Below are 22,910 nucleotides of genomic sequence, written 5' to 3' on the forward strand. Positions count from 1 at the left end.
GCGGCTCATTCCACGGCCAGGCGCAAGGCCGCGCCAGTGGCCCAGGGACACAGGAATACCGACAGCGACAGGCAGGCGCCGAGCAGCGAGAGCTGCGGCCCGACCGGCAGGCCCTGGCCGGCCGCCGACACCGCGCTGCTGCCGAAGATCAGCACCGGCACGCACAGGGGCAGCACGATCAGCGCCAGCAGCGCGTGGCCGCGCAGGCCCAGCGTGAGGGCTGCGCCGAAGGCGCCCAGCAGCGCCAGCGTGGGCGTGCCCAGCAACAGCGAGGCCAGCAAGGCGAGCAGCGACTCGGGCCCGAGGCCGTACTGCAGCGCCAGCAGGGGCGCGACGGCCACCAGCGGCAGGCAGCCAAGCAGCCAATGCGCCACCACCTTGGCCGAGACGATGACCCCGAGCGCCGAAGGCGACAGCAACATCTGCTCGAGGCTGCCGTCTTCGAGGTCCGGCTGGAACACGCGGTGCAGCGAGATCACCACCGCCAGCAGCGCGGCGACCCAGACGACGCCGGGACCGATGGACAGGAGCAGCGCCGGATCGGGCCCGACGGCGAGCGGAAACAGGCTGGCGACCACGATGAAGAACAGCAACCCGCCAAGCGCATCCGACGGCCTGCGCGCCGCAGTGAGAACTTCACGACCGATGACAGGCGTGAAGGCGCTCAGCATCGGAAGCCATCCATGTCCAGGGTCTGCCCGCCGGGGTAGCCGCCGCCCAGGTCCCGGTGCGTCGCCACCACCGCCAAGCCGCCTGATCGAGCGTGACCGGCCAATGCCTGCGCCAATGCCAGTTCGCCGTCGGCATCCAGGCCGGCATGCGGCTCGTCGAGCACCCAGAGCGACTTTCCGCTCAGCAGCACGCGCGCCAGCGCCAGGCGTTGCCGCTGTCCCTGCGACAGGCGGCGCAAGCGCTCTCCTTCGCGTCCGGCCAGCTGCAGGCGAGCCAGGATGTCCCGGCATTGCGCGTCGCTGCGGCTCGCACCGGCCACGCGCAGGGAGGCGCGCAGGTTTTCCAGCACGGTGAGCTCGCCGCTCATGCCGCAGGAGTGACCCAGGTACGCAACATCGCGTGCATGACCGGCATCGCCGGCCATGACGGGCCGCTGCCGCCAGCGCACTTCGCCGCGGTCGGGTGTGAGCAGTCCGCACAGCAGGCGCAGCAGGCTGCTCTTGCCGCTGCCGTTGGCGCCGCGCACCTGCACCAATTCGCCGGGCGCGGCGTCGAAACTCAGCCCCGAGAACACCGCATGCCCTGCACGCCGGCACGCGAGCTCGCGCACGGACAGCCCTGCCGCGTGCGCCTCATCGCGTCGCATTACTGGCTGCGCCTTGTCCCGGTGGAGCCGCGGGCTCGCCGGGGTCCGCCGGCACCAGTTGGCCCGGCGAGTCGGTCACGATCTGCCCTGGCGGGATGTTCGGCAGCCGGTGGGCGATGCCCTTGTGGCAATCGATGCAGGTCTTCGACTTGTCTGCGAGATAGACCGAATGCATGCTCTGCGCGCGCACGCTCTGCCGCGTGAAATCCATCGAATCGTACTGGTGGCAATTTCGGCATTCGAGCGAATCGTTGGCCTTCAGCCGCGCCCACTCGTGCTGAGCCAGTTCCAGGCGCTTGTCGGTGAACTTCTCGCGCGTGTCGATGGTGCGGAAGATTTTCCCCCACACCTCCTTGGAAGCCTGCATCTTGCGCGCGATCTTGTCGGTCCAGTCGTGCGGCACATGGCAGTCGGAGCAGACCGCGCGCACGCCCGAGCGGTTGGTGTAGTGGATGGTGCTCTTGAGTTCGACAAAGACGTTGTCGCGCATCTCGTGGCAGCCGGTGCAGAACTTCTCCGTATTGGTCAGTTCCATGGCCGTGTTGAAGCCGCCCCAGAACAGGATGCCGCCGATGAAGCCGCCGAGCGTCAGGAATCCCAGGCTGTAGTGCACGCTGGGCTGGCGGATGATCCGCCAGTAGTTCTTGAGGCGTTCGATCAGGGTCATGGAAGCTCCCCGCTATTTCTTGTTGGCTGGGGTTTGTGCGCCCTTTTTCATCAGCGCATCAAAACCCTCGAAGGTGTTGCCCACCAGCGGACGCGCCGGCTCCTGGGGCACGTGGCACTGCATGCAGAAATAGCGGCGCGTGGACAGGTGGTCGAGCTTCTTGCCGCTGCGGTCCATGTAGTGGGTCTCGCTGACCGGGATGGCGTGGGAGAAATCGGTCTTGGCGCGCGCGTGGCAATCCAGGCACTTGTTGAAGTTCTTGTCGATCTGGTAGCCGTCGACCCGGTGCGGGATCACCGGCGGCTGCCACTCGTAGTTGCGCGGCACCCGCTGGTCGTCGTTCACGTTGTTGGCCAGGACCGGCGGCTTGGTGGGCTGGTCGATCGGCACCGGGCCTCGCATCGCATCGACGAAACCTTTGGACGGGGGCGTCGCCGCCGTCTGGGCCCAGGCCGACAGCGCCAGCAGGGAGAGCACGGTAACCAGGCTGCGTAGGGTCATCAGCGGCTCCTCACACCTTCGTGATCTTCACGGCGCACTTCTTGAAGTCGGTCTGGAACGAGATCGGGTCGGTCGCGTCCAGCGTCACCTTGTTGATCAGCTGGCTGGCATCGAACCACGGCACGAACACCAGTCCGCGCGGTGGCTTGTTGCGCCCGCGCGTTTCCACCCGTGTCCGCATGCTGCCGCGCCGCGAGGCGATCTCCACCTCGGTGCCGCGCCGCACGCCCAGCGCCGCCGCATCCTCCGGATGCATGTAGCAGACCGCATTGGGCACCGCGCGCAGCAGTTCGGGCACCCGGCGTGTCATGGACCCCGAGTGCCAATGCTCGAGCACGCGTCCGGTGGAGAGCCAGAAGGGGAAGTCCTTGTCGGGCACTTCCGGGGGCGGCTCGTAGGGCAGCGCGTAGATGACCGCCTTGCCGTCCGGAAAGCCGTAGAACTGGAACCCGGTGCCGGCCTTGACGTAGGGATCCGAGCCCTCGCGGTAGCGCCACAAGGTTTCCTTGCCGTTGACGACCGGCCAGCGCAAGCCGCGTACCTTGTGGTAGGTGTCGAAGGGCGCGAGGTCATGGCCATGGCCGCGGCCGAAGGTCGCGTACTCCTCGAACAGGCCTTTCTGCACATAGAAACCGAAGGCCTTGGACTCGGCGTTGTCGTAGCCGGCTTCGATCTCGGAGAGCGGAAACTTGTTGACCTGGCCGTTTTCGTACAGCACCTGGAACAGCGTCTTGCCGCGGTACTCGGGCTTTTTGGCGATCAGTTCCTCAGGCCACACCTCGTCGATCTTGAAGCGCTTGGAGAACTCCATCAGCTGCCACAGGTCCGAGCGCGCCTCGCCCGGGGCGTTGACCAGCTGGTGCCAGAAGTGGGTGCGGCGCTCGGCGTTGCCGTAAGCGCCCTCCTTCTCCACCCACATCGCCGCCGGAAGGATCAGGTCCGCCGCAACAGTGGTGACGGTGGGATAGGCATCGGACACGACGATGAAGTTGGCCGGGTTGCGGTAGCCGGGGTAGCCTTCCTGCATGAGGTTGGCTGCCGCCTGCATGTTGTTGTTGACCTGCACCCAATAGGCGTTGAGCTTGCCGTCCTTGAGCATGCGGTTCTGCAGCACCGCGTGATAGCCGGGCTTGTCGGGGATGGTGCCGTCCGGCAGTTTCCAGATGTGCTCGGTCTCCGCCCGGTGCTTGGGATTGGTCACCACCATGTCGGCGGGCAAGCGGTGCGAGAAGGTGCCGACCTCGCGCGCCGTGCCGCAGGCCGAGGGCTGGCCGGTCAGCGAGAACGGGCTGTTGCCGGGCGTGGAAACCTTGCCCGTGAGCAGGTGGATGTTGTAGACGAGGTTGTTGCACCAGACGCCGCGGGTGTGCTGGTTGAAACCCATGGTCCAGAAGGACATCACCTTCACCTTGGGATCGGCGTACAGCTCGGCCAGCGCCTGCAGGCGATTCTTCGGCACACCGGTGAGCTTGGCGGTGTAGTCCAGGTCGTAGGTGGAAACGAACTTCGCGAAGTCCTCGAAGCTGATGGGCTTGGAGCCGCCCGCATCGCCGGCATTCTTGGCAGCCTTCTGCAGCGGATGCTCGGGCCGCAGTCCGTAGCCGATGTCGGCGTTGCCGAGCTTGAAGTTGGTGTGCTTGTTGACGAAGTCGCGGTTGACCCGGTTCGTCTGGATGATGTGGTTGGCGATGTAGTTGAGGATCGCCAGGTCGGTCTGCGGCGTGAAGGTGATTTCGATGTCGGCCAGTTCGTAGGAACGGGTCTCGAAAGGAGACATCACCACGACCTTGACGTTCTTGCCGGACAGGCGCCGGTCGGTGACACGCGTCCACAGGATGGGGTGCATCTCGGCCATGTTGGCGCCCCACAGCACGAACGCGTCCGCGGCTTCGATGTCGTCGTAGCAGCCCGGGGGCTCGTCGGCGCCGAAGGTGCGCATCATCCCCTGCACCGCCGAGGCCATGCAGTGGCGCGCATTGGGATCGATGTTGTTGGAGCGGAAGCCCGCCTTCATCAGTTTCGAGGCGGCGTACCCTTCCCAAACCGTCCACTGGCCCGAGCCGAACATGCCGACCGCCGTCGGGCCCTTTTCCTTGAGCACGCGCTTGAATTGCGCGGCCATCACGTCGAAGGCCTGGTCCCAGGAGACGCGCTGGAATTCACCGTCCTTGGCGTATTGCCCGTTCTTCATGCGCAGCAGCGGCGTGGTCAGCCGGTCCTCGCCGTACATGATCTTGGACAGGTAGTAGCCCTTGATGCAGTTGAGGCCGCGGTTGACTTCGGCCTCGGGATCGCCGCGGCTGGCCACGATCCGGTTGTCTTTCACGCCGACCATCGCCCCGCATCCCGTGCCGCAGAAGCGGCACGGCGCCTTGGACCACTTGACGCTGGGGTCGGTTGCCGCGCTCGCACCCTGCGCCATCCCCGGCACCGGAATGCCCGCCGCCGCGCCGGCCGTGGCCGCCGCGGTCTGCCTAATGAAGTCCCTTCGGGTCGTTGGCATCGGGAATCACCTCGTTCATGGCATCCAGGGTGTCGGCGCACTCGTAGACCAGGATGGCGGACAGCACGCCCTCGGTTTGCTGGATGCGGGCGACCTTGGAGATCATTTCTTCAGCGGTGCCGGCCTCGAGGGTGACGACCAGCTTGCCGCTGTCGGACTTGGCGTGGACCTGGGCGCCTTCGATCGCCGCGATGACGTTCGAGACGAGCATCACGCGCTTCGGCGTGGAATGCACCACCAGGCTGGAGATGTGCAATTCGGCGGTCACCGGCCCTCAGCCTCCGGCAGGACCGGGCGGGCCCGCGAAGAGTTGATACATCCAGACGAGAAAGCCGTAGCCCGCGATGATGATGCCCGCAATCGCGGGCGCCATGACGACGGAAAGGAACAGGAAGCTGCGAAGCTCCTGTGCCTTCGTGTGGGGAGGCTCTTCAAACGGCTCGGGGCTGTTCATCCACCATCTCCATCGGAACTGCCGCATTGTGCGCGGTCCACGCGAGCAAACGGGGAAAGTTTTATCGCACGCCCCCGTAGGTGTCAAACGAGAAAACAGCCATCCTGTAGAGCTTGCGCCCCCTTGCGATGGATGGGCTCGCGCCCTCCTCAACCCAGCGTTGATCCGCGCTTCAACTCGCAAACCATCGAGACAGGTGTTCCACGAAGGCCTGCACGCGCAGGATGCCGGCATGCCGTGCGGGATACACCGCGTAAATGTCCGCCGGCGGCGACTCCCAGGCCGCGAGCACATGCTGCAGGCGGCCGCTGCGCAGGTAGCGCGCGATGTCCCACTCCGCACGCAGCACGATGCCCAACCCGTTCAGAGCCCAGTTCACCGCGACCTCGCCGTCGTTGGTGCTGAGTTTGCCGCGCATCCTCACGGTTTCGACGCGCTTGCCGCTGCGAAGGTGCAGCAGGCCCTGCGCTTCGTCGGCCTGGCGGATGGAGATGAGGTTGTGTCGCGCCAGGTCCAGCGGCGCGCGCGGCGTGCCGGCGCGCGCGAGGTAAGCCGGCGAGGCGCACAGCAGGCGCCGGTTGGGCGCCAGCCGGCGCGCGACCAGGCGCGAGTCCGGCGGCTCGCCGAAACGGATGCCGACGTCATAGGCTTCCTCGGTGATGGGCGGCGGGCTGGCCGAGAGCTGCAACTGCACTTCGATGCGCGGGTACTTGCGCGAGAAGCTCGCGATCGCCGGCCCGATCTGCATGCGGCCGAAGCCGAGCGTGGCGTTCACGCGCAGCAGCCCGGCGGGTTCAGCATTCGCTCCCTGCAGCTCGCTTTCGAGCGACTCGATCTCCTCCAGGATGCGGCGCGAGTTCTCCAGGTAGCTGCGGCCGTACTCGGTCAATGCCAGCCGGCGCGTCGTCCGGTGCAGCAGGCTGACCCCCAGCCGCGACTCCAGCCCCGACAGGCGCTTGCTGACCGCCGCGGTCGTGACCTGCAGCTCGCGCGCCGCCGCGGTCAGGCTGCCGCAGCGCACCAGCTGGCCGAAGAACTGCATGTCCTGCGAGGAGGTGACTTGCGCCATTGTTGAAGCCAGATTCAAGAATGCCTTGAATTTTGCCGCGGTTCGCGGCCCGTGGCACGCCTAAAGTCCGATCCAACACGGAGACCCTATGAAGACGTACAGGATCGCCTGCATTCCCGGCGACGGGATCGGCAAGGAAGTGGTGCCCGCCGGCCAGCAGGTGCTGCAGGTGCTGGCGGACGCCGGCGCTGCCTTCGGTTTTGAGTTCAGTTCCTTCGATTGGGGCGGCGACTACTACCGCGCGCACGGCCGGATGATGCCCGACGATGGCCTGGATGCCCTGCGCGGCATGGACGCCATCCTGTTCGGCTCGGCGGGCGACCCGCACATTCCCGACCACATCACCCTGTGGGGCCTGCGCCTGAAGATCTGCCAGGGCTTCGACCAGTACGCCAACGTGCGGCCCACGCGCATCCTGCCGGGCATCGCCACGCCGCTCCAGCGCTGCGGGCCCAAGGATCTCGACTGGGTCATCGTGCGCGAGAACTCCGAGGGCGAGTACGCCGGCGTCGGCGGCCGCGCCCACCAGGGCCATCCGATCGAGGTGGCGACCGACGTCAGCATGATGACGCGTGCCGGCGTGGAGCGCATCATGCGCTTCGCCTTCGGCCTGGCGCGCTCGCGCCCGCGCAGGCAGCTGACGGTGGTGACCAAGTCGAACGCGCAGCGCCACGCCATGGTGATGTGGGACGAGATCGCGCTGCAGGTCAGCCGCGAGTTTCCTGACGTGAGCTGGGACAAGGAACTGGTGGACGCCTGCACCGCCCGCATGGTGAACCGGCCGGCTTCGCTCGACACCCTGGTCGCCACCAACCTGCACGCCGACATCCTGAGCGACCTGGCGGCGGCGCTCGCCGGCAGCCTGGGCATCGCGCCCACGGGCAACATCGACCCCGAGCGGCGCTACCCCAGCATGTTCGAACCCATCCACGGCTCGGCCTTCGACATCATGGGCAAGGGGCTGGCCAATCCGGTCGGCACCTTCTGGAGTTGCGTCATGCTGCTGGAGCATCTGGGAGAGCGCGAGGCGGCCGCCAAACTGATGCGTGCCGTCGAATCGGTCACCGCGGACGCCCGCCTGCATACTCGCGATTTGGGTGGCACCGCCACCACCGCGCAAGTCACCGAAGCAGTCTGCCAGCGACTGAGATCCTAGTCACTGGACTAGTGTTTAACCCGAAGGAGACAAGGCATGAAAAAGATCGTGATCGGATTCTCACTGGCCACGCTTGCCGCGCTGGCGCCCCTGGCGCAGGCGCAGCAGCTGCCGTGCCCGGACAAGAACGTGCTGTACTGGCAGGCCTTCCCGCCCGGCGGCGAGTCGGACCTGTCGGCGCGTCACCAGCAACTGGTGCTGAAGAAGAAGTGCCCGGCCATCGAGGCCATCATCCAGTACAAGGCCGGCGCCGGCGGCGCTCTCATGTGGTCGCAGATGAACCAGCTGCCCGCCGACGGGGTGAACGTGGTGGGCGTCAACCTGCCGCACATCGTGTTCCAGCCGATCGAGGGCCAGGTGCAGTACAAGACCGGCGATGTCACGCCGGTGTTCTGGTTCCACTTCACGCCCGACATCCTTGTCGTGCCGGCGCAAAGCGCGATCAAGAACTTCCAGGACTTCGTCGCTGCGGCCAAGGCCAGCCCCGGCAAGCTCAGCCTGGGTGGATCGGGCCAGTTCTCCGCCAACCACGCCGCGCATGAGCGCCTGAATGCGGCCTTCGGCGTCAAGACCGTCTACGTGCCCTTCAAGGGCACGGGCGACATGGCGACCTCGGTGCTGGGCGCGCAGGTGGACGGCGCCATGACCTACACGCCCTTCGCCATCAACAATAAGGAGCGGGTGCGTCCGCTCGCAGTGGCGATGGAAACGCGCCATCCGCTGCTGCCGGACGTGCCCACCTTCAAGGAGCTGGGCGTGGACTGGGTGGACGGCGCCTACCGCGGCATCGGCGTGCCGAAGTCGACCTCGCCCGAGGCCCGCAAGAAGCTGTCGGACCTGTGGCGCGCGCTGAACAACGACCCCGAGATGAAGGAACTCGCGGCCAAGAACGGCTTCGAGCTGGTGAACGTCGGCCTCGAGGAAATGGATGCCTTCATGGCCGGCAAGGTCAAGCTCTACACCGAGGGCGCAGCCCGCATGGGCCTGGGCAAGAAGTAAGGCACTAGGGCGTCCTGCGCAGGACCACGTGCATGGCGCGCTCGCCCATGGTCGATTCCGTGCAGTGGTAGCCCAGTGAACGCAGGTCGAGGCCCTGGAACGGGGCCTCGCCGCTGCCCAGCAGCACCGGCCGCACCGCCAGATGAAGCTGGTCGATCAGGCCGGCCTGCAGGTACTGGCGAACGGTAGCAGCGCCGCCGCCCAGGCGCACGTCGCGACCGCCGGCCGCGGCCCGGGCGCGCTGCAGCGCGGCCTGGATGCCGTCGGTCACGAAGTGGAACACCGTGCCGCCCTTCATCTCGATCGGCGCGCGCGCATGGTGCGTCAGCACGAAGACGGGCACGTGGTAGGGAGGCTCCTCGCCCCACCAGCCCTTCCAGCTGTCGTCCGGCCAGGGGCCGCGCACCGGGCCGAACATGTTGCGCCCCAGGATCCACGCGCCGATGTTGTGGAAGCCCTGTTCGGCCATCCGGTTGTCGGCGCCGGTCTCACCGCCGTCCTGGCCGTGCATCTTGCGCCACTCCCGCGTATGGAGCATCCAATCCATCATCTCCCTGCCACCGACGCCGAGCGGGTTCTGCAGACCCTGGTCGGGCCCGGCGCCGAAGCCGTCGAGGGAGAGCGTGAAGCTCTGGACGCGAAGTTGGGACATGAGGACTCCTGGACGAGGCGTTGAAGGCGCGCCTCATGTTAGGCCGATTCGGAAAGACTGCTCAGGATCGGCTGCTCATTCCTTGCCCACCCTGAGCGGGACGAACGCGCTGGCCTCGCCGCGCCGCACCAGCAAGGCGATGGTTTCGCCGGGCGCGACCTTGGCGACCTGTCGCTTGAACTCGTCCAGGCTCTTGAAGCTCTGGTTGTTGACGGCGACCACGACGTCCCCGCGTTGCAGTGGGGCATCGGCGTTCACACCGGACACGCCTTCGACCAGCAGGCCGTAGTCGATCCCGAGGGCGCGCCGCCCGGCTTGCGGCAATTCCCTCACGGCCAGGCCGAGGCTGCCGCTGCCTTGCCGGGTGGATGCGTTCCCGGACGGAACGCGCCTGGCCTCTTCTGGCGGCAGCGGTACCGCGCCGACCGTGGCTTTCAGCGTACGGCCCGCTGCGTCGCGCCAAACCTCGACGTCCACCACGCTGCCCGGCTTCGTCCGCGCCACCAGGCGCGGCAAGTCGGCGGCCTCGGCGACGTCCTTGCCGTCGAAGCGCAGAATCACGTCGCCGGACGCGAGGCCCGCCTTGTCCGCCGGTCCGCCACGGTCCACCAGGGTGACCAGGGCGCCGCGCGCGTCCGTCAGCTTGAACGATTGCGCCAGCTGGCTGCTCATCTCCTGGATGCCCACGCCCAGCCGTCCCCGGGTGACATGTCCCTCGGTGCGCAGCTGCTGCGCGACGTCCATGGCCACCGATATCGGAATCGCGAAGGACACCCCAAGGTAGCCTCCGGTGGGGCTGTAGATCTGCGAGTTGATGCCCACAACTTCGCCGCGCGTGTTGAGCAGCGGACCGCCCGAATTGCCTGGGTTCACCGCCACGTCGCTCTGGATGAAAGGCACATAGATCTCGTCGGGCAGCGAGCGCTCCTTGGCGCTCACGATCCCGGCGGTGATGGTGTTGGCGAAGCCGAACGGCGAGCCGATCGCGGCCACCCACTCGCCGGCCTTCAGCTTGTCCGAATCGCCCAGTGTCACCACCGGCAGGTTGGCGGCCTCGACCTTCAGCAGCGCGACATCGCTCTGCCGGTCGAGGCCGATGACCTTGGCCTTGTACTCGCGCTTGCTGCCGGGCAGGAGCACCGTCACCTGGTCGGCACCGGCCACCACGTGCGCATTGGTCAGCACGTAACCCTGGGCGTCGATGACGAAGCCCGAGCCGATGCCGCGCGTGGGGACTTCCTGCTGCCGCGGCGGCCTGAAGCGGCGGAAATACTCCCGCAGCGGATCGCCCGGGCCCTGGCCCACGGCATCGGACGCCGGGTCGCGCATGCCGCTGGTCGTGACGTTGACCACCGCCGGGCCGACCCGTTCGACCAGCGCGGTGAAGTCCGGCGGGACGACGGCAGCGGATGCGGCGGCGGCCGGCGACACCGCCTGCTGTGCCTGCGGCGCGGTCGGAGCCGGCGCGCTCTCAGCCGCCTTCGGCGTGGGCGGCGCCTGGGGAGGTCGCGGCTCGCACGCGGCCAGGACCGTGACCGCAAGTGTCAGGACGGAAAGCTGTGAAAGCGTTCGCCTCATGGGGATCTCCTGGAAATGTGTCGGCGCGCTTGAGCCTGGAGGGCATGCGCGCGCGTCCATGAATGCTTATCCCCCGGCAGGCGGTGGCCGGCACGAAGGGCGTTTTCGGAACCCGCTGTAGGCGCGTCCGACCCCCGCATGGATACGCGGGCGGGCGAGCTCAAGCCCGGCAGCGCCCAACGGTCGGGCAAGCCCGCCCCAGCAAGCCACCACATGGGAAGATGGGACTTCAGCGACCCAGGGGAGCTCGAGCATGCAATGCCCTGTCTGTAAGACCGTGAACCTCACCATGGCGGAACGAAGCGGAATCGAGATCGACTATTGCCCGCAGTGCCGCGGCGTATGGCTCGATCGCGGCGAACTCGACAAGATCATCGACCGTGCGGCGCCACAGGCGGCGCCCGCAGCCGTGCAGCACCAAGCGCCACCACCGCAATACCCCGCCGCCGCGCCCCAGGGCAGCGGCGGCTACTACAGGAAGAAGAAGCGCGAGGGCTTCCTCGGCGAGCTGTTCGACTTCGATTGAGCGTGCAGCGCCAAATCGCCGGCCCGCCCTACTGAAGCCGGATCTCGCCGTCGAAGCTCACGTTGAGTTTCAGTCCGGGCACCTCCAGCGTCATCTTGGCCGGCAAGGTCTCGGTGCCCGAAATCGCGGCCTGCTGCAGGGCGCGTGACACCGCATTCTCGATTTCGCGCTGCGAGCTCACGCCGACCACCTTCAGGAACTTGCGGATGCTCATGTTCAGTTCTTCATCGTTCATGGCGTGCTCCTCGTAAGCAAGCCGCCATCATGCCCCGATCGCCGGCGGCGCGCAGCAGCCTCAGAGCATCCGCTTGGCCACGCCGATCAGCAGCAGGTGGGCCGGATAGATCAGGTAGAAGGCCAGTTTCATTCGCGGAAGCTGCATGGGCAGGCGCTGCGCCGCCCAGGCGATCGGCACGCAGGCCAGCGTGCCGATCAGACCGTACATGCCGCCGCCGAAGATGCTGTTGAGCCAAGCGGTCGCCAGCAGCAGAATCGCGGCCAGCAGCCCGGCCTCCGGCCGCGCCTCGGTCTTCCAGCAGTAGACGGCGCCGACCAGGAACGCGCCGGCCAGCCCGAATTCGACATGAAGCGATGCGATGGCGATCGCGATGCAGGCGGCGACCCGCGCCGGCACCGGGGCGCGGCTTTCGATCACCCAGCACAGCGCGGCGCCCAGCCCCAGCGTGCCCAGCACATTGACGACCCTGGGCTCGTCGCGCGCCAGGATCGAGGGAACGACCGAAACGGCGCACCAGAGGGCCAGCCGGCGGGCGCTGCGCGCCGCGCGCCCGGCGCGATCGCCGGGGCGCGCGAGGTTCAGGCCCAGGACCATCGCGAACAGCGGGAACGCGATGCGGCCGACCGAGTACACCCAGCTGTCCTGGCCCCAGCCAAAAAGGTGACGGCCAAAGTGGTCGATGAACATCGATGCGAGCGCGATCCACTTCAGCAACTCGAGCTGGCCGTCCGTGTAGGCCAGGATGGCTCCCTGGGCAGCGGACGAGCGGCCGGCTTCCATGGCCGGATTTTGTACGCGGGGCTGCCGGCGCGCCCCCCCGCGCGTCACCCGTTCGTGTCGATGGCGCGATAGCTCATGTCTTCGCCCTCGATGGCGAGCCGGAAGCCGTGGAGGCGAGCGGCCATGATCAGGCCGCGCAGTTCACTTTCGAGTTCGCGCTGCACAGCCATTCGCATCAGATGCGCCGCCCGTGTCCCCTGGGCGGAAGCGGCAAATACCGAATTGCCAGCGTGTTCGGAGTTCATGGTCCTGTTCATGCCTGCCTTGCGTGGAAGCGTCGTCGGCTGCCCGGCGACCGAAACGCGCGACCGTATCCAGACAACGCGCAAGCCGCAAACGGAGCCAACTAGGGTTTCCTCGTGGCCTCGAAAGCGGAGGAATTTCCCAAGGAATTGCACGAGCCGCAGCTTCACTCTCTGCAGCCCTGCACCATCAATCCGCCTTCCGCCGTCAGAAAAACAGGATTGCCGGCAGCTAAGCCGTTGCGGCAAAACCTGTCACCAAACTGACATGTGCATCTGGTTACAGCGCCCAATCGACGCCGCCAGGACTCCCGCCATTCGGACTCAATCACCGGCGAACGGACACATACAACAGGCTGTGCAAGACTGCCCGATCGCGAAGGCGCCAGCACACCGGTGCTTTCAGTGCGCCGCGCCGATCCGCTCCTGCCAGTATTCGGTGAGCGGCGTCCGCGCCTTCGCGGGGAAGCGCTCATGCAGGACGTGCGTGGCCAGTGCGCCCTGCCCCGCGCGAATGGCGGCATCCATCAGCGTCAGCGTGAGGATGTCGCGTTGCGCGTGGCTGCCGCCGAAACCATGGGCACGGTCGCGCACCGCGAACAGGCCGTCCGCTGCGGCCGCCCAGTTGCCGCGGGCGTAGTCCATGAAGGCGCGTGCCAGCGGCAGTCCCACCTCGGACGACATGCGCAGGTTGGTGGACCCGCCGCTGCCGGGCCGGTCCATGGCGGCGGCCAGCGCGTCGGCTGCTTCCTCCATGTCCGCAGGATCCGCCGCCCCAATGTGGGCCATGAGGGCGTGCAGGTCATTGAAGGCGTAGAAACCCGCGTCGGGCGCCTGCGTCTGCCAGCCGCGGCGCAGCGCGTCAAAGCGCTGCGCCACGTCGACACCCAGCAACTTCAGCCGCCACAACACCGCGGTGCCGTCGACCCGTTGCAACGCCATGTCGGTGGCCGGCGCGTGCTGCGCGTCGAAGATGGCCAGCGCGGCGGCGGTGTCCATGGACTCCATCGCGAACAGCGCGGCATGGAACCAGTTGTGATACGAAAAGCCGTTGTCCACCGCCCAGTCCGCCCGGCGTGATTCAAGCCAGTGCGCCCCGTCGCGATGCCGTCCTTCCATCTCGAAGACATGGGTGACGGCATGGACCGCCCAGGGGTCGCGCGGGTTCACCCCGAGCGCGGCCCGCCCGGTGTCCTCGGCTTCGGCGTAGTGGCCGGATTCCTCGAGGCCGAAGGCATGCATCCCGAGCACGTAGCCGTACAGCGGCATCGCGCGCGACCAGTGCGGCAGCACGCGCTGCGGACGCCGCTTGAGGTTGAGCGCGTCGCCGCGATAGAAATCGAACAGGTGCGCGAACAGCAGCGCCGCCACGTCGCGCGGCCACTCGACCAGGATCGCATCCCACAGCGCGCAAGCCCGGTCCCAGTCGCCCTCCGCCGCGCAACGCGCCGCCTTGAAATGGGCGCGCTCGCGCGCGATGCTGCCCGCGCCCATGCCTTCCACCTCGTCGAGGAGATCCCGCGCCTGCAGCGAGGGGCCGTGCTCGCCCATGGTCAGGAGCAGGCCGGCCTTGAGCGTGCGCGGATGGGTCCAGCCCGGGTCGGCCGCGATCGCCTCGTCGAGCAGCGCCAGGGGGTCGCCGAAGTACGACAGCATGGCATCGAGCGCGGTCTCGACGCGGGCGGCCGCCTCAGCCGACCGGGTGCCGATGGCGAGGCCACGCGCGTCCTGCGCGGCGCCGGCGGTGCGCTCCTCGGCACCTTCGTGGATGAGCTTGCCCATGGTGACTCTCCTGTGCGGGGTAAGTGTGTGCGCAAGTCTGGTCTTGCGCTTCCCGTGGGGCTAGAGTCATTCCTGCAAGGAAGCGGACAAACGTGCCAGCCTCATCCAGTGATGTCATCACGGTCGCGCTGCTGGGGACGCCGGCGGTATCGGCCGCGACCCTCTACGGCTTCTTCGACATCCTGGCCGGCACGCGGCGCGACTGGCAGATGCTGCACGGCGGCGAGGCTGTCGACTCGCCGTTCCGCCCACGCGTGGTCAGCCGCGATGGCTTGCCGTTCGAAGCCGGCAACGGGGTCCGGATCACGCCCGATGACAGCTTCGCGGAATGCCCACGGCCCGACATCGTTTGCGTGACCGACCTGATGCTGCCGCCGGGCGCCGCGGCCGACGGCATGTTCGACGCCGAACTGCGCTACCTGCGCCAGGCCTGGGACGCGGGGGCCACGCTTTGCTCCTCATGCTCCGGGGCCCTGCTGCTGGCCGGCACCGGCCTGCTCGACGGGCACGACGCGACCTCGCACTGGGCCTACTGCGACCTGCTGGCGCGCGACTACCCGCGCACGCGCTGGAACGCCGAACGGATGCTGGTGGTGACGGGGCCGCAGCAGCGCATCATGATGGCGGGCAGCGGCGCTGCCTGGCACCTGCTGGCCCTGGCCTTGATTGCACGCTTCGCGTCGCCGGAGGAGGCGATGCAGGTGGCGCGGGTGAACCTGCTCGCCACGCAGGACGTGAGCGCCCTGGCCTACTCGTCGCTCACCCGCGGCAGCCGCGCCGAGGACCCGGTGGTCGCCCGCTGCCAGGTGTGGGCGGCCGATCACTATGGACTCGAGAACCCGGTGTCGCAGCTGGTCTCGCTGTCGGGCCTGCCCGAGCGCACCTTCAAGCGCCGCTTCACCGAGGCCACCGGCATGGCACCGCTCGAATACATCCACATGCTCCGGCTGGAGGAAGCCAAGCAGCTGCTCGAATCCACCGAGCTGCCGGTGGAAGCGGTGGCGGTGGAGGTGGGCTACCAGGATGCGAGCTTCTTCAGCCGGCTGTTCCGGCGCAAGGTCGCCTTGACCCCGGCACACTACCGCCGCCGCTTCGGCGCGCTGAACGAGCAGCTGCGCCGCGTGGCGGCGGGATGAGGGACCCGGACGGCGATCAGGCCAATGCGCGAAGCTGCTTCCCGATTGCGGACAGCAGCGCCTCGGGCGATTGCGCGCCCGACAGGGCCAGCTGTTCGTTGAACACGAACAGCGGAACCGCGGAAACCAGGGGCGGCTCGGCCGGCAACTCCGCCGGCCCGGTGGCCAGCCACTCGCGCGCGGCTTCGCGATCCAGGTCCAGCTCCTGCGCGATGTCCAGCAGGAGGGCCAGGTCTCCGATGTCTTCGCCGCGCTGGAAGTTGGCTGCGAACAGGCGGTCCAGCAGGGCATCCATCGCGAAGGCTCGCTGCTTCGCGCACAGGGCCAGCAGCCGATGGGCCAGGGTCGTGTTCGGGAAGCGCTGGATGCGGGCCAGGTCGATGTCGACCCCGGCCTGCGCCGCCGCCGCCTTCACCTGCGCCTGCCGCTGGCGGACCGCCTCTGGGCTGCCCAGGCGGCGCAGGTAGAACTCGGCGAAGGGCCAGCCTTCACGCGGCACCTGGGGCACCAGCTGCACCAGGTGCCAGTCCAGCTCGACGTGAAGCTCGGGCAGGGTGACGGCAAGCTGCTCGACCGCGAGGGACAGGTTGCGCTTGCCGATCAGGCACCACGGACAGATCAGCTCGACGTAGACGTCGATCTTCAGTTTCTGACTCATCGATGCATCAAGCGCGGGTCGGCAACAGCCAGCGCGACAGCGCGGGAATCAGCACCACGGCGCCAATCATGTTCCACACGAACATGAACGCCAGGAGAATGCCCATGTCGGCCTGGAACTTGATGGGCGAGAAGGCCCAGGTGCCCACGCCGACGGCCAGCGTCACGCCCACCAGCACCACCACCTTGCCGGTGAACTGCAGGGCGCGGCGGTAGGCGGTGGCCAGTGGCACGCCCTGGCGCTGCTGCGCCAACTGCACCGACAGCAGGTACAGCGCATAGTCCACGCCGATGCCAACGCCCAGCGCGATCACCGGCAGCGTCGCCACCTTGACGCCGATGCCCAGCGCCACCATCAGCGCCTCGCACAGCACCGAGGTGATCACCAGCGGCACCACGGCGACCACGACGGCGCGCCAGCTGCGGAAGGTGATGAAGCACAGCACGATCACGGCGGCGTACACCAGCAGCAACATCTGCACCCAGGCCTTGCGCACCACGATGTTGGTGGCGGCCTCGATGCCGGCGCTGCCGGCAGCCAGCAGGAACTGGCGGTCTTCGGCGTTGTGAGCCTGCGCGAACTGCGCGGCGGTCGCGGTCACGCGGTCCAGCGTTTCGGCGCGATGGTCGGACAGGTAGGCGATCACCGGCATCACCGAGCAGTCGGTGTTGAACAGGTCGGGGTTGTTCACGCTGGCCTGCTGGGCGCCGTAATTCAGCACGTCCTGGTTGCGCGCGATGGTCAGCCACTTGGGGCTGCCTTCGCTGGTGCCGGCGGTGATCTGGCGCACCGCGTTGGTCAGGGCCACCGTGGTCTGCACACCCGGCACTTGCTGCAGGGTCCATGCCAGGCGGTCGGACTCGACCAGCGTCTGGTACTTCAGGCAGCCTTCCTTGGGCGTCTTCACGATGACGGCGAAGGTGTCGCTCGACAGGCTGTAGTTCTTCGTGACGTAGGCGTTGTCGCGGTTGTAGCGCGAGTCGGCGCGCAGCTCCGGCGCCCCGGGGTCCAGGTCGCCAATGGCCAGCCGCGTGCTCACGGCATAGCCGCCCACCGTCAGCAGGCCGGCAACCACGAGCGCGGTCGCGGCCCAGCGTGTCTCGACGAAGCGCGCCAGCATGCCGAAGGCGCCCTTGTCGGATTGCTTGGTGTCCGCCTGCAGGCTGCGCGAGGCGGCCTCAGCGCTCACGCCCACGTACGACAGCAGCACCGGCAGCAGGATGAGGTTGGTGAAGATCAGCACCGCCACGCCCAGGCTGGCGGAGAGTGCGAGTTCCTTGATCACCGGGATGTCGATCACCATCAGCACGCCGAAGCCCACGGCATCGGCCAGCAGCGCGGTGAGGCCGGCGAGGAACAGGCGGCGGAAGGTGTAGCGCGCGGCCACCAGCTTGTGCGCGCCGCGGCCGATGTCCTGCATGATGCCGTTCATCTTCTGGGCGCCGTGGCTCACGCCGATGGCGAACACCAGGAAGGGCACCAGGATGGAGTACGGGTCCAGTTCGAAGCCGAGGCCCGCTACCAGCCCGAGCTGCCAGGCCACCGCCGCCAGCGAGCAGGCGATCACCAGCGCCGTGCTGCGCACGCAGCGCGTGTAGCCGTAGATGATGGCCGCGGCGATCAAGGCCGCCAGGCCGAAGTACAGCGCGACCTGCATCAGGCCGTCGATCAGGTCACCCACCAGCTTGGCGAAGCCGGTGATGTGCAGCTTCACCGGCGCCTTGTCGCCTTGCGCGTCGTAGCGCGCGCGGATGTCCTCCAGCGACTTCGACAGTGCGCGGTAGTCGATGCGCTGGCCACCCGACGGATCCTGGTCGAGCAGCGGCAGCACGATCATGCTGGACTTGAAATCGTTGCCCACCAGGCTGCCCACCAGCCCGGAGCGCGCGATGTTGCCGCGCAGCTGCTCGTTGGCGCGCTGCGAGCCGTCGTAGTTGTCCGGCATCACCGGCCCGCCACGGAAGCCCTCTTCCGTCACCTCGGTCCAGCGCACGCCGGGCGCCCACAGCGACTTCACCCAGGCCCGGTCGACGCCAGGCGTGAGGAACAGCTCGTCGTGGATCTTCTTCAGTTCCTCGATGTACTTGGGATCGAAGATGTCGCCCTTGGGGCTTTCCACCACCACCCGCAGCGAGTTGCCCAGGCCCCGAAGCTCCAGCCGGTTTTCCAGGTAGCTCTGGATGTACGGATGGCTGCGCGGGATCATCTTGTCGAAGCTCGCGTTCAGCGTCAGGCGGGCTGCCGCCAGCCAGCCCAGCACGATCGTGAGCAGCAGGCACAGCGCCAGGACCATGGCACGGTTGTTGAACACCAGCCGTTCCAGGCGCGAGCCCGAACGGGGGTCGAAATCGGCCAGGCTGGGGGCGGCGTCACCCGCGGTAATGCCAGGGGCATGCATGGAGGTCTCCTTGTGCCAGGGGCTTGTGCACGCTGCGACGGGCAGCGTGGAGAGTTGTCTGGGGTTGCGGGCCGGGCCCGCAACGCTCTGTCAATGAAAGGCGGGAGCCGGCCTCAGGGCAGCGGCTGGGCCTGGATGCCGCGCGGACCCGCCACCAGCAGGCGCCCGGGAGCAACGCTCAGCACGGCTGCGGCAGGGAACGGCCGCTCCAGCTTCACGGGTGCGAAGTTCGCGCCGTTGTCGCTGCTGGCCAGCAGGTGGCCGGCCTGGCTGGCCAGCACAATGCGGCCGCCGACATCGACGGTGGCTGCCGTCAGTCCCACGGGGATTTGGGTGGCCACGGCTTGCCAGTTCGTCCCGCCGTCGGTGCTGCGCAGCACGTTGCCACGCAGGCCATGGACGACCAGGGCGCCGGTGGTGCCGGTGATGCCGAACAGCGTGCCGTTGTAGGGCAGCGTCAGCGCGTTGAACCGGCTGCTTGCGCGATCGAGCTTGAGCACCAGGCCCTGCTCGCCCACGGCGTAGATGTCGCCCCCGACCCCACGCACCGAATAGAGGTGCATGCTCTTGGGGTTGTCGCTGGCATTCTGCACGGACTCCCACTTGGCGCCGCCGTCGGCGGTGCGCAGAAGGAGGCCGAAGGCGCCGACGGCATAGCCGTTGCGCTCGTCTTCGAACCAGACGTCGAGCACCGGGACATCGGCCGCGTCCGGGCGTCCGTCACGCTGCTTCGTCCAGTGCTGGCCGCCATCGCTGCTGTGCAGGATGACGCCATCGTGTCCGGCGGCCCAGCCCTTTTGCGGCGTGGGGAAGTGCACGGACACCAGGTCCGAACTGACCGGGACATCGGCCTGCTTCCAGGTCTCGCCCGCATCGTCGGAGTACAGGATGTGGCCACGCTGGCCAGCGGCGATGACGCGCTTCCCAGCGAGCGCCATGCCGTTGATCAACCCGCGCGCGGCCAGTGGGCTCTTCACCGCGGGTTGGTCCAGCACGTCCACCCAGCCTTGCGTGGCGCCGGTGGCCGCCATGGCAGCAGCCATGGCCGCCCCGGCGAGGCACGCGGTGAGCATCAGGCGACGCTTCATGGCTGCAGTCTTCAGCGGACGCCCGAGCCGGCCAGGGAGTCGGCCGTCCACTCGCGGTCAGCCAGCGGCTTGGTGTGCTTCAGGCCGCCGGTTTCGGCGATGAAGCCGGTCAGCTGGTAAGCGCGCGACACCAGGTCGTAGTGGCTGAACATGTCGGTGTAAGGAGCCGGCAGGTCGTAGCTGGGCGCCATGTAGGCGAAGCCGGTGCGCCAGAGCTGGCCGCGGGCATCGTATTCGTCGCTGGCGAGCGCCATCCAGGAATCCTCGTCCAGGTAGAAGGTGCGCTTGCTGTAGACGTGGCGCTTGCCTTCCTTCAGCGTGGCCTCGACCACCCACACGCGGTGCAGTTCCCAGCGCACGAAGTCCGGGTTCAGGTGGTTGGGCTTGAGCAGCTCATCCTGCTTGGACTGGTACACCGCGGCATACGCGTTGTACGGCACCAGCATCTCCTTCTTGCCCACGAGCTTGAAGTCGAAACGGTCCATGGAACCGTTGAAGATAAAGGTGTCGTCGAACGTCGTCGCGCCGGCGGTGCCGGGGTTGGGCGTGTCGTGCGCCAGGTCCGGCGCCACCTTCGTGCGGCGCTGGCCGGGCAGGTAGCTCCAGGCGCGGCGGTCCTTGGTGCCGATGTCCAGCGGGTCGATCAGCATCAGCGCCTCACCCGCGCGGCGGGCCGGGCCGGTGTAGGTCAGCTTGATGCGCCAGAAGGTCTCTGCGCTCTGCTTGCTGTTGTCCCAGAACGGGTACTCCTGCACGCTCACGCCTTCGGTGGCCAGGGCCGGACGGCCGCTGGCGTCCACGTTCAGGTTGCGGTACTTGGACTCGTAGGCCTGGCCGTTGAAGCGCACCAGGTGGTTCCACATCGCTTCGTTGCCGGTCTTCGGGATCGGGAACGGGAAGCCGGCATGCGCGCCTTCCATGGACTTGCCGTCGTTCAGGGTCTTGGCCTTGACCGCGTTCTTGGCCGTGTTGTCGGTCACGAACTTCGGGAACGCCACGGTGCGATGGGTCGGGTACACATCCACGCGGTACGTGGGGTACTTCTGCAGCATCGCCTTGGTGCCTTCGGTCAGGTTGGCGGCGTACTGGCCCATGTTCTTGCCGTCGATCTGAACGCGCGGCTTCTCGGACGCGAACGGATTGGGACGGATGCCGTCGCCGGGCTTGAAGCCGGCGGGCGGCGTGGTCAGGCCGCCGTTCCAGGCGGGAATGGTGCCGGCGGCGTTGCCGGCCTTCTCCGCGCCGACCGGGGTCAGCGTGGTGCCCAGGGTCTTGGCCTCGTCGGCGGTGATGGCAGCCTGGGCTGCGATCGCGCTGGCGGCGACAAGCACCGACAGGGCGAAGCGGTGGGTTGACTTCATGGAGTTTCCTTTAGAAGGTGGTCTTGAAGGTGAGGCTCACGAAGCCCCGGTCTTTCAGGAAGGTGGTCAGGCCGTTGGTGGCGGTGACCGCGGTTCCGTTGTCCTTGTAGCGGCCGACGAAGTCGATGTACTTCAGGTCGAAGCGGTACTTCTGTTGCACGTCGGCGCCCAGGCCGACGCTGTAGTTGCCGAGGCCCTCGTTGCCGCCGAACACGGTCGCGGCGTTGCCCGACAGTCCGATAGCGTAGGTGACGGGCGCCGACAGGTCCACACCCGGGAATACCTGATACCAGGTCGGGGTGAAGCCCAGGCTCGTGCCCACGTAGTCCTTGGTGGAGCAGCCGTTCCATTTGTCGGCATTGGCGCCGCTGCAATTGGCCGAGAAGCCGAGGGCATTGAACAGGTTGTTGCCGCTGCGCACCTTGGTCCACTGCGACCACTGGAGTTCGGCGATCCAGGTGGCCTGGTCGAAGATCGGGGTCTTGTTGATCACGCCGGCGGCGTTCACCAGGGCGTGCAGCGTGTCGCCGCGCGCGCCCTTGGTCTCGCCCTGGGCCGGCAGGCCAACGGCGACGCCCAGCACCTGGCTCTGCAGCGGCGTGTTGTGGCGCGCCGAGAGTTCCGCACCAACGCTGATGCCGGCGATGTTCTTTGCCAGGCTGATGCCGTACAGGTCGATGTTGTCGGTGTAGATGAGGTTGTAGCGCGTGGTGCCTGCGCCGCCCTGGGTGATGAGCGTCTGCGGCAGCTTGTCGGCGAAGTTGCGGTAGTAGAAGCCCATCGTGCCGTCCAGCCACGCGGGACTCCAGCGCGCCGACAGGCCCCACTCGCCGCGCTGCTTGGGCTCGGACGGGGCGCCGCGGGTCGCGAAGCCCGCCGCCGGCGACAGGAACTGGCGGTCCGGTCCGTTGAAGACGAAGTCCACCGGCCCGAGGTAGGTGCCGCCTTCGGGGTAGCGCGCGGCTTCCCACTCCAGCATGTATTGGCCGGCGACGGACAGCGTGTCGGTCAGCTGCGCCTGGGCGGACAGCTGGTTCAGCGGACGGAACAGTTCCTTGGCCTCGGTACCGGGGGTGGCGAAGCCCTTCTGCAGGTCGAGCGGGTTCTGCGAGTAGGAAATGGAGTGCAGGTGGCCGCCGAGGAACAGCGATTCGCCCCAATAGAGCGTGTGGCGGCCGGCCTTGGCCTGCACGCCCACGTCACCCACGTCGAAGCCGCCGAACACGAAGGCATCGAGCAGTTCTCCCGAGCCACCGCGGTAGAAACGCTTGGTGTAGGCGCTGTAGTTGTTGCCGATGTAGCTGGGGATGTTGACCAGCGGCGGATTCGGATTGCTCTTGCTCTTGCCGTCATAGGCCGCGTCGTACCAGCCGGCGCCGCTCACGCGGAAGCCATAGCGCTTCTTGTAGATGACGTCCAGCTCCGACAGCAGGTCCAGGCGCTGCGCCACGGAGTCGCCCTTGTCGAAGCTGTAGGTGCCTTCGTCGGACAGTGCCGAGTTGCCGATCTTCTGATCGCGCTCTTCCACGCGGGTGGCGAAGTTGGCGCGGACGGTGTTGTCCCAGCGAACCGACAGGTCCGGGTTCCCGGTGTCGAATTCGAAGGCCTGGGCTGTGCCGCAGGCCACCACGAGCATGGCGGCGGCTGCAACGGCGTTGAGTTTGCCGCCGCTCAGCGGGGCGCGTCCCCGGGCGGGGAATTGGTATTGGCTCACGGGATCTCCTCTGGGGGGTGTCAACTGCCGTCGCGCACCACGCGCGCCCCTGGCAGCACCGGAGGCGATTTTTTAAGACAGAGGGCCTCT

Annotated in this window: 23 protein-coding genes; 4 read left to right on the forward strand and 19 right to left on the reverse strand. The window is 67.6% G+C overall.

Going from position 1 to position 22,910, the window contains the following annotated elements; translation table 11 throughout:
* Nucleotides 1–5: 5 nt before the first annotated feature.
* The 8 genes from ccmB to UC35_RS22205 all read right to left on the reverse strand — a co-directional run bounded on the left by ccmB (nt 6) and on the right by UC35_RS22205 (nt 6,512).
* Nucleotides 6–671: a heme exporter protein CcmB gene (ccmB, locus tag UC35_RS22170; protein WP_061503468.1), complete on the reverse strand. Its 666-nt coding sequence runs from the start codon at nt 669–671 to the stop codon at nt 6–8.
* Entirely contained in the window at nt 665–1,318 is a 654-nt protein-coding gene (gene ccmA, locus UC35_RS22175; RefSeq protein WP_082793444.1) for a cytochrome c biogenesis heme-transporting ATPase CcmA, read from the reverse strand. The genes ccmB and ccmA overlap by 7 nt, the downstream gene beginning before the upstream one ends.
* Nucleotides 1,305–1,985 carry a cytochrome c3 family protein gene (locus UC35_RS22180; RefSeq protein ID WP_145979575.1) on the reverse strand — a complete coding sequence of 227 codons (681 nt, stop codon included), beginning with the start codon at nt 1,983–1,985 and terminating at the stop codon, nt 1,305–1,307. Before UC35_RS22180 ends, ccmA begins: the two co-directional genes overlap by 14 nt.
* 12 nt (nt 1,986–1,997) lie before the next feature.
* Nucleotides 1,998–2,486, reverse strand: a complete 489-nt coding sequence (locus tag UC35_RS22185; RefSeq protein WP_061503470.1) for a nitrate reductase cytochrome c-type subunit — start codon at nt 2,484–2,486, stop codon at nt 1,998–2,000.
* A 10-nt stretch (nt 2,487–2,496) separates the two neighbouring features.
* A complete protein-coding gene (gene napA, locus UC35_RS22190) occupies nt 2,497–4,989 on the reverse strand; it encodes a periplasmic nitrate reductase subunit alpha (protein WP_061503471.1) in 2,493 nt (830 codons plus the stop codon).
* Nucleotides 4,961–5,257 (reverse strand): chaperone NapD, encoded by a 297-nt coding sequence (locus tag UC35_RS22195; protein ID WP_061503472.1) that lies wholly within the window; start codon nt 5,255–5,257, stop codon nt 4,961–4,963. Before UC35_RS22195 ends, napA begins: the two co-directional genes overlap by 29 nt.
* A 6-nt stretch (nt 5,258–5,263) precedes the next feature.
* Complete coding sequence (gene napE, locus UC35_RS22200; protein ID WP_061503473.1) at nt 5,264–5,443, reverse strand: periplasmic nitrate reductase, NapE protein; 180 nt, start codon at nt 5,441–5,443, stop codon at nt 5,264–5,266.
* Nucleotides 5,444–5,615: 172 nt separating this feature from the next.
* On the reverse strand, nt 5,616–6,512 hold the full coding sequence (locus tag UC35_RS22205) for a LysR family transcriptional regulator (protein WP_227820410.1): 897 nt from the start codon (nt 6,510–6,512) through the stop codon (nt 5,616–5,618).
* Between the two features lie 88 nt (nt 6,513–6,600).
* Here UC35_RS22205 and UC35_RS22210 point away from each other — a divergent pair, with 88 nt between their 5' ends.
* Nucleotides 6,601–7,668, forward strand: a complete 1,068-nt coding sequence (locus UC35_RS22210) for a tartrate dehydrogenase (RefSeq protein ID WP_061503474.1) — start codon at nt 6,601–6,603, stop codon at nt 7,666–7,668.
* Between the two features lie 36 nt (nt 7,669–7,704).
* On the forward strand, nt 7,705–8,667 hold the full coding sequence (locus UC35_RS22215; RefSeq protein ID WP_061503475.1) for a tripartite tricarboxylate transporter substrate binding protein: 963 nt from the start codon (nt 7,705–7,707) through the stop codon (nt 8,665–8,667).
* Between the two features lie 4 nt (nt 8,668–8,671).
* Here the strand turns inward: UC35_RS22215 and UC35_RS22220 are convergent, their stop codons facing one another.
* Together UC35_RS22220 and UC35_RS22225 are read right to left on the reverse strand one after the other, a co-directional pair.
* Nucleotides 8,672–9,319, reverse strand: coding sequence for a dihydrofolate reductase family protein (locus UC35_RS22220; RefSeq protein WP_061503476.1), 648 nt, complete (start codon nt 9,317–9,319; stop codon nt 8,672–8,674).
* 75 nt (nt 9,320–9,394) lie between these two features.
* Nucleotides 9,395–10,897 (reverse strand): Do family serine endopeptidase, encoded by a 1,503-nt coding sequence (locus tag UC35_RS22225; RefSeq protein ID WP_082793445.1) that lies wholly within the window; start codon nt 10,895–10,897, stop codon nt 9,395–9,397.
* A gap of 253 nt (nt 10,898–11,150) precedes the next feature.
* Between UC35_RS22225 and UC35_RS22230 the strand changes: the two genes are divergently transcribed.
* Nucleotides 11,151–11,423 (forward strand): zf-TFIIB domain-containing protein, encoded by a 273-nt coding sequence (locus UC35_RS22230; RefSeq protein WP_061503477.1) that lies wholly within the window; start codon nt 11,151–11,153, stop codon nt 11,421–11,423.
* A gap of 28 nt (nt 11,424–11,451) precedes the next feature.
* Here the strand turns inward: UC35_RS22230 and UC35_RS22235 are convergent, their stop codons facing one another.
* The 4 genes from UC35_RS22235 to UC35_RS22245 all read right to left on the reverse strand — a co-directional run bounded on the left by UC35_RS22235 (nt 11,452) and on the right by UC35_RS22245 (nt 14,465).
* Entirely contained in the window at nt 11,452–11,658 is a 207-nt protein-coding gene (locus UC35_RS22235) for a DUF6494 family protein (RefSeq protein ID WP_061503478.1), read from the reverse strand.
* Nucleotides 11,659–11,718: 60 nt separating this feature from the next.
* The gene (locus UC35_RS22240; RefSeq protein ID WP_061503479.1) at nt 11,719–12,441 is read right to left on the reverse strand and encodes a TraX family protein; all 723 of its coding nucleotides are present in this window, start codon (nt 12,439–12,441) and stop codon (nt 11,719–11,721) included.
* A gap of 44 nt (nt 12,442–12,485) precedes the next feature.
* Complete coding sequence (locus UC35_RS23810) at nt 12,486–12,686, reverse strand: hypothetical protein (RefSeq protein ID WP_145979576.1); 201 nt, start codon at nt 12,684–12,686, stop codon at nt 12,486–12,488.
* 399 nt (nt 12,687–13,085) lie between these two features.
* Nucleotides 13,086–14,465, reverse strand: a complete 1,380-nt coding sequence (locus UC35_RS22245; protein WP_061503480.1) for a tetratricopeptide repeat protein — start codon at nt 14,463–14,465, stop codon at nt 13,086–13,088.
* 92 nt (nt 14,466–14,557) lie between these two features.
* Between UC35_RS22245 and UC35_RS22250 the strand changes: the two genes are divergently transcribed.
* Nucleotides 14,558–15,601 carry a GlxA family transcriptional regulator gene (locus UC35_RS22250; RefSeq protein WP_061503481.1) on the forward strand — a complete coding sequence of 348 codons (1,044 nt, stop codon included), beginning with the start codon at nt 14,558–14,560 and terminating at the stop codon, nt 15,599–15,601.
* Nucleotides 15,602–15,617: 16 nt separating this feature from the next.
* Here the strand turns inward: UC35_RS22250 and UC35_RS22255 are convergent, their stop codons facing one another.
* The 5 genes from UC35_RS22255 to UC35_RS22275 all read right to left on the reverse strand — a co-directional run bounded on the left by UC35_RS22255 (nt 15,618) and on the right by UC35_RS22275 (nt 22,820).
* The gene (locus UC35_RS22255; protein ID WP_061503482.1) at nt 15,618–16,259 is read right to left on the reverse strand and encodes a DsbA family oxidoreductase; all 642 of its coding nucleotides are present in this window, start codon (nt 16,257–16,259) and stop codon (nt 15,618–15,620) included.
* Nucleotides 16,260–16,266: 7 nt separating this feature from the next.
* Nucleotides 16,267–18,657 carry an efflux RND transporter permease subunit gene (locus UC35_RS22260; RefSeq protein WP_061503483.1) on the reverse strand — a complete coding sequence of 797 codons (2,391 nt, stop codon included), beginning with the start codon at nt 18,655–18,657 and terminating at the stop codon, nt 16,267–16,269.
* A 113-nt stretch (nt 18,658–18,770) separates the two neighbouring features.
* Nucleotides 18,771–19,745, reverse strand: a complete 975-nt coding sequence (locus tag UC35_RS22265; protein WP_061503484.1) for a WD40/YVTN/BNR-like repeat-containing protein — start codon at nt 19,743–19,745, stop codon at nt 18,771–18,773.
* An 11-nt stretch (nt 19,746–19,756) separates the two neighbouring features.
* The gene (locus tag UC35_RS22270) at nt 19,757–21,106 is read right to left on the reverse strand and encodes a DUF1329 domain-containing protein (protein ID WP_061503485.1); all 1,350 of its coding nucleotides are present in this window, start codon (nt 21,104–21,106) and stop codon (nt 19,757–19,759) included.
* 10 nt (nt 21,107–21,116) lie between these two features.
* Nucleotides 21,117–22,820, reverse strand: coding sequence for a DUF1302 domain-containing protein (locus UC35_RS22275; protein WP_227820411.1), 1,704 nt, complete (start codon nt 22,818–22,820; stop codon nt 21,117–21,119).
* Between the last annotated feature and the right edge of the window lie 90 nt (nt 22,821–22,910).

The organism is Ramlibacter tataouinensis (assembly GCF_001580455.1).
GTDB lineage: Bacteria > Pseudomonadota > Gammaproteobacteria > Burkholderiales > Burkholderiaceae_C > Ramlibacter > Ramlibacter tataouinensis_B.

What these genes read in the sequence shown, in the direction of transcription:
- UC35_RS22240 (WP_061503479.1), bottom strand. Translation starts at nt 12,441, where the DNA reads ATGGAAGCCGGCCGCTCGTCCGCTGCCCAGGGAGCCATCCTGGCCTAC.
- napE (WP_061503473.1), bottom strand. Translation starts at nt 5,443, where the DNA reads ATGAACAGCCCCGAGCCGTTTGAAGAGCCTCCCCACACGAAGGCACAG.
- UC35_RS22180 (WP_145979575.1), bottom strand. Translation starts at nt 1,985, where the DNA reads ATGACCCTGATCGAACGCCTCAAGAACTACTGGCGGATCATCCGCCAG.
- UC35_RS22265 (WP_061503484.1), bottom strand. Translation starts at nt 19,745, where the DNA reads ATGAAGCGTCGCCTGATGCTCACCGCGTGCCTCGCCGGGGCGGCCATG.
- UC35_RS23810 (WP_145979576.1), bottom strand. Translation starts at nt 12,686, where the DNA reads ATGAACTCCGAACACGCTGGCAATTCGGTATTTGCCGCTTCCGCCCAG.
- ccmB (WP_061503468.1), bottom strand. Translation starts at nt 671, where the DNA reads ATGCTGAGCGCCTTCACGCCTGTCATCGGTCGTGAAGTTCTCACTGCG.
- UC35_RS22220 (WP_061503476.1), bottom strand. Translation starts at nt 9,319, where the DNA reads ATGTCCCAACTTCGCGTCCAGAGCTTCACGCTCTCCCTCGACGGCTTC.
- UC35_RS22245 (WP_061503480.1), bottom strand. Translation starts at nt 14,465, where the DNA reads ATGGGCAAGCTCATCCACGAAGGTGCCGAGGAGCGCACCGCCGGCGCC.
- UC35_RS22235 (WP_061503478.1), bottom strand. Translation starts at nt 11,658, where the DNA reads ATGAACGATGAAGAACTGAACATGAGCATCCGCAAGTTCCTGAAGGTG.
- napA (WP_061503471.1), bottom strand. Translation starts at nt 4,989, where the DNA reads ATGCCAACGACCCGAAGGGACTTCATTAGGCAGACCGCGGCGGCCACG.
- UC35_RS22215 (WP_061503475.1), top strand. Translation starts at nt 7,705, where the DNA reads ATGAAAAAGATCGTGATCGGATTCTCACTGGCCACGCTTGCCGCGCTG.
- UC35_RS22185 (WP_061503470.1), bottom strand. Translation starts at nt 2,486, where the DNA reads ATGACCCTACGCAGCCTGGTTACCGTGCTCTCCCTGCTGGCGCTGTCG.
- UC35_RS22230 (WP_061503477.1), top strand. Translation starts at nt 11,151, where the DNA reads ATGCAATGCCCTGTCTGTAAGACCGTGAACCTCACCATGGCGGAACGA.
- ccmA (WP_082793444.1), bottom strand. Translation starts at nt 1,318, where the DNA reads ATGCGACGCGATGAGGCGCACGCGGCAGGGCTGTCCGTGCGCGAGCTC.
- UC35_RS22205 (WP_227820410.1), bottom strand. Translation starts at nt 6,512, where the DNA reads ATGGCGCAAGTCACCTCCTCGCAGGACATGCAGTTCTTCGGCCAGCTG.
- UC35_RS22270 (WP_061503485.1), bottom strand. Translation starts at nt 21,106, where the DNA reads ATGAAGTCAACCCACCGCTTCGCCCTGTCGGTGCTTGTCGCCGCCAGC.
- UC35_RS22260 (WP_061503483.1), bottom strand. Translation starts at nt 18,657, where the DNA reads ATGCATGCCCCTGGCATTACCGCGGGTGACGCCGCCCCCAGCCTGGCC.
- UC35_RS22210 (WP_061503474.1), top strand. Translation starts at nt 6,601, where the DNA reads ATGAAGACGTACAGGATCGCCTGCATTCCCGGCGACGGGATCGGCAAG.
- UC35_RS22255 (WP_061503482.1), bottom strand. Translation starts at nt 16,259, where the DNA reads ATGAGTCAGAAACTGAAGATCGACGTCTACGTCGAGCTGATCTGTCCG.
- UC35_RS22225 (WP_082793445.1), bottom strand. Translation starts at nt 10,897, where the DNA reads ATGAGGCGAACGCTTTCACAGCTTTCCGTCCTGACACTTGCGGTCACG.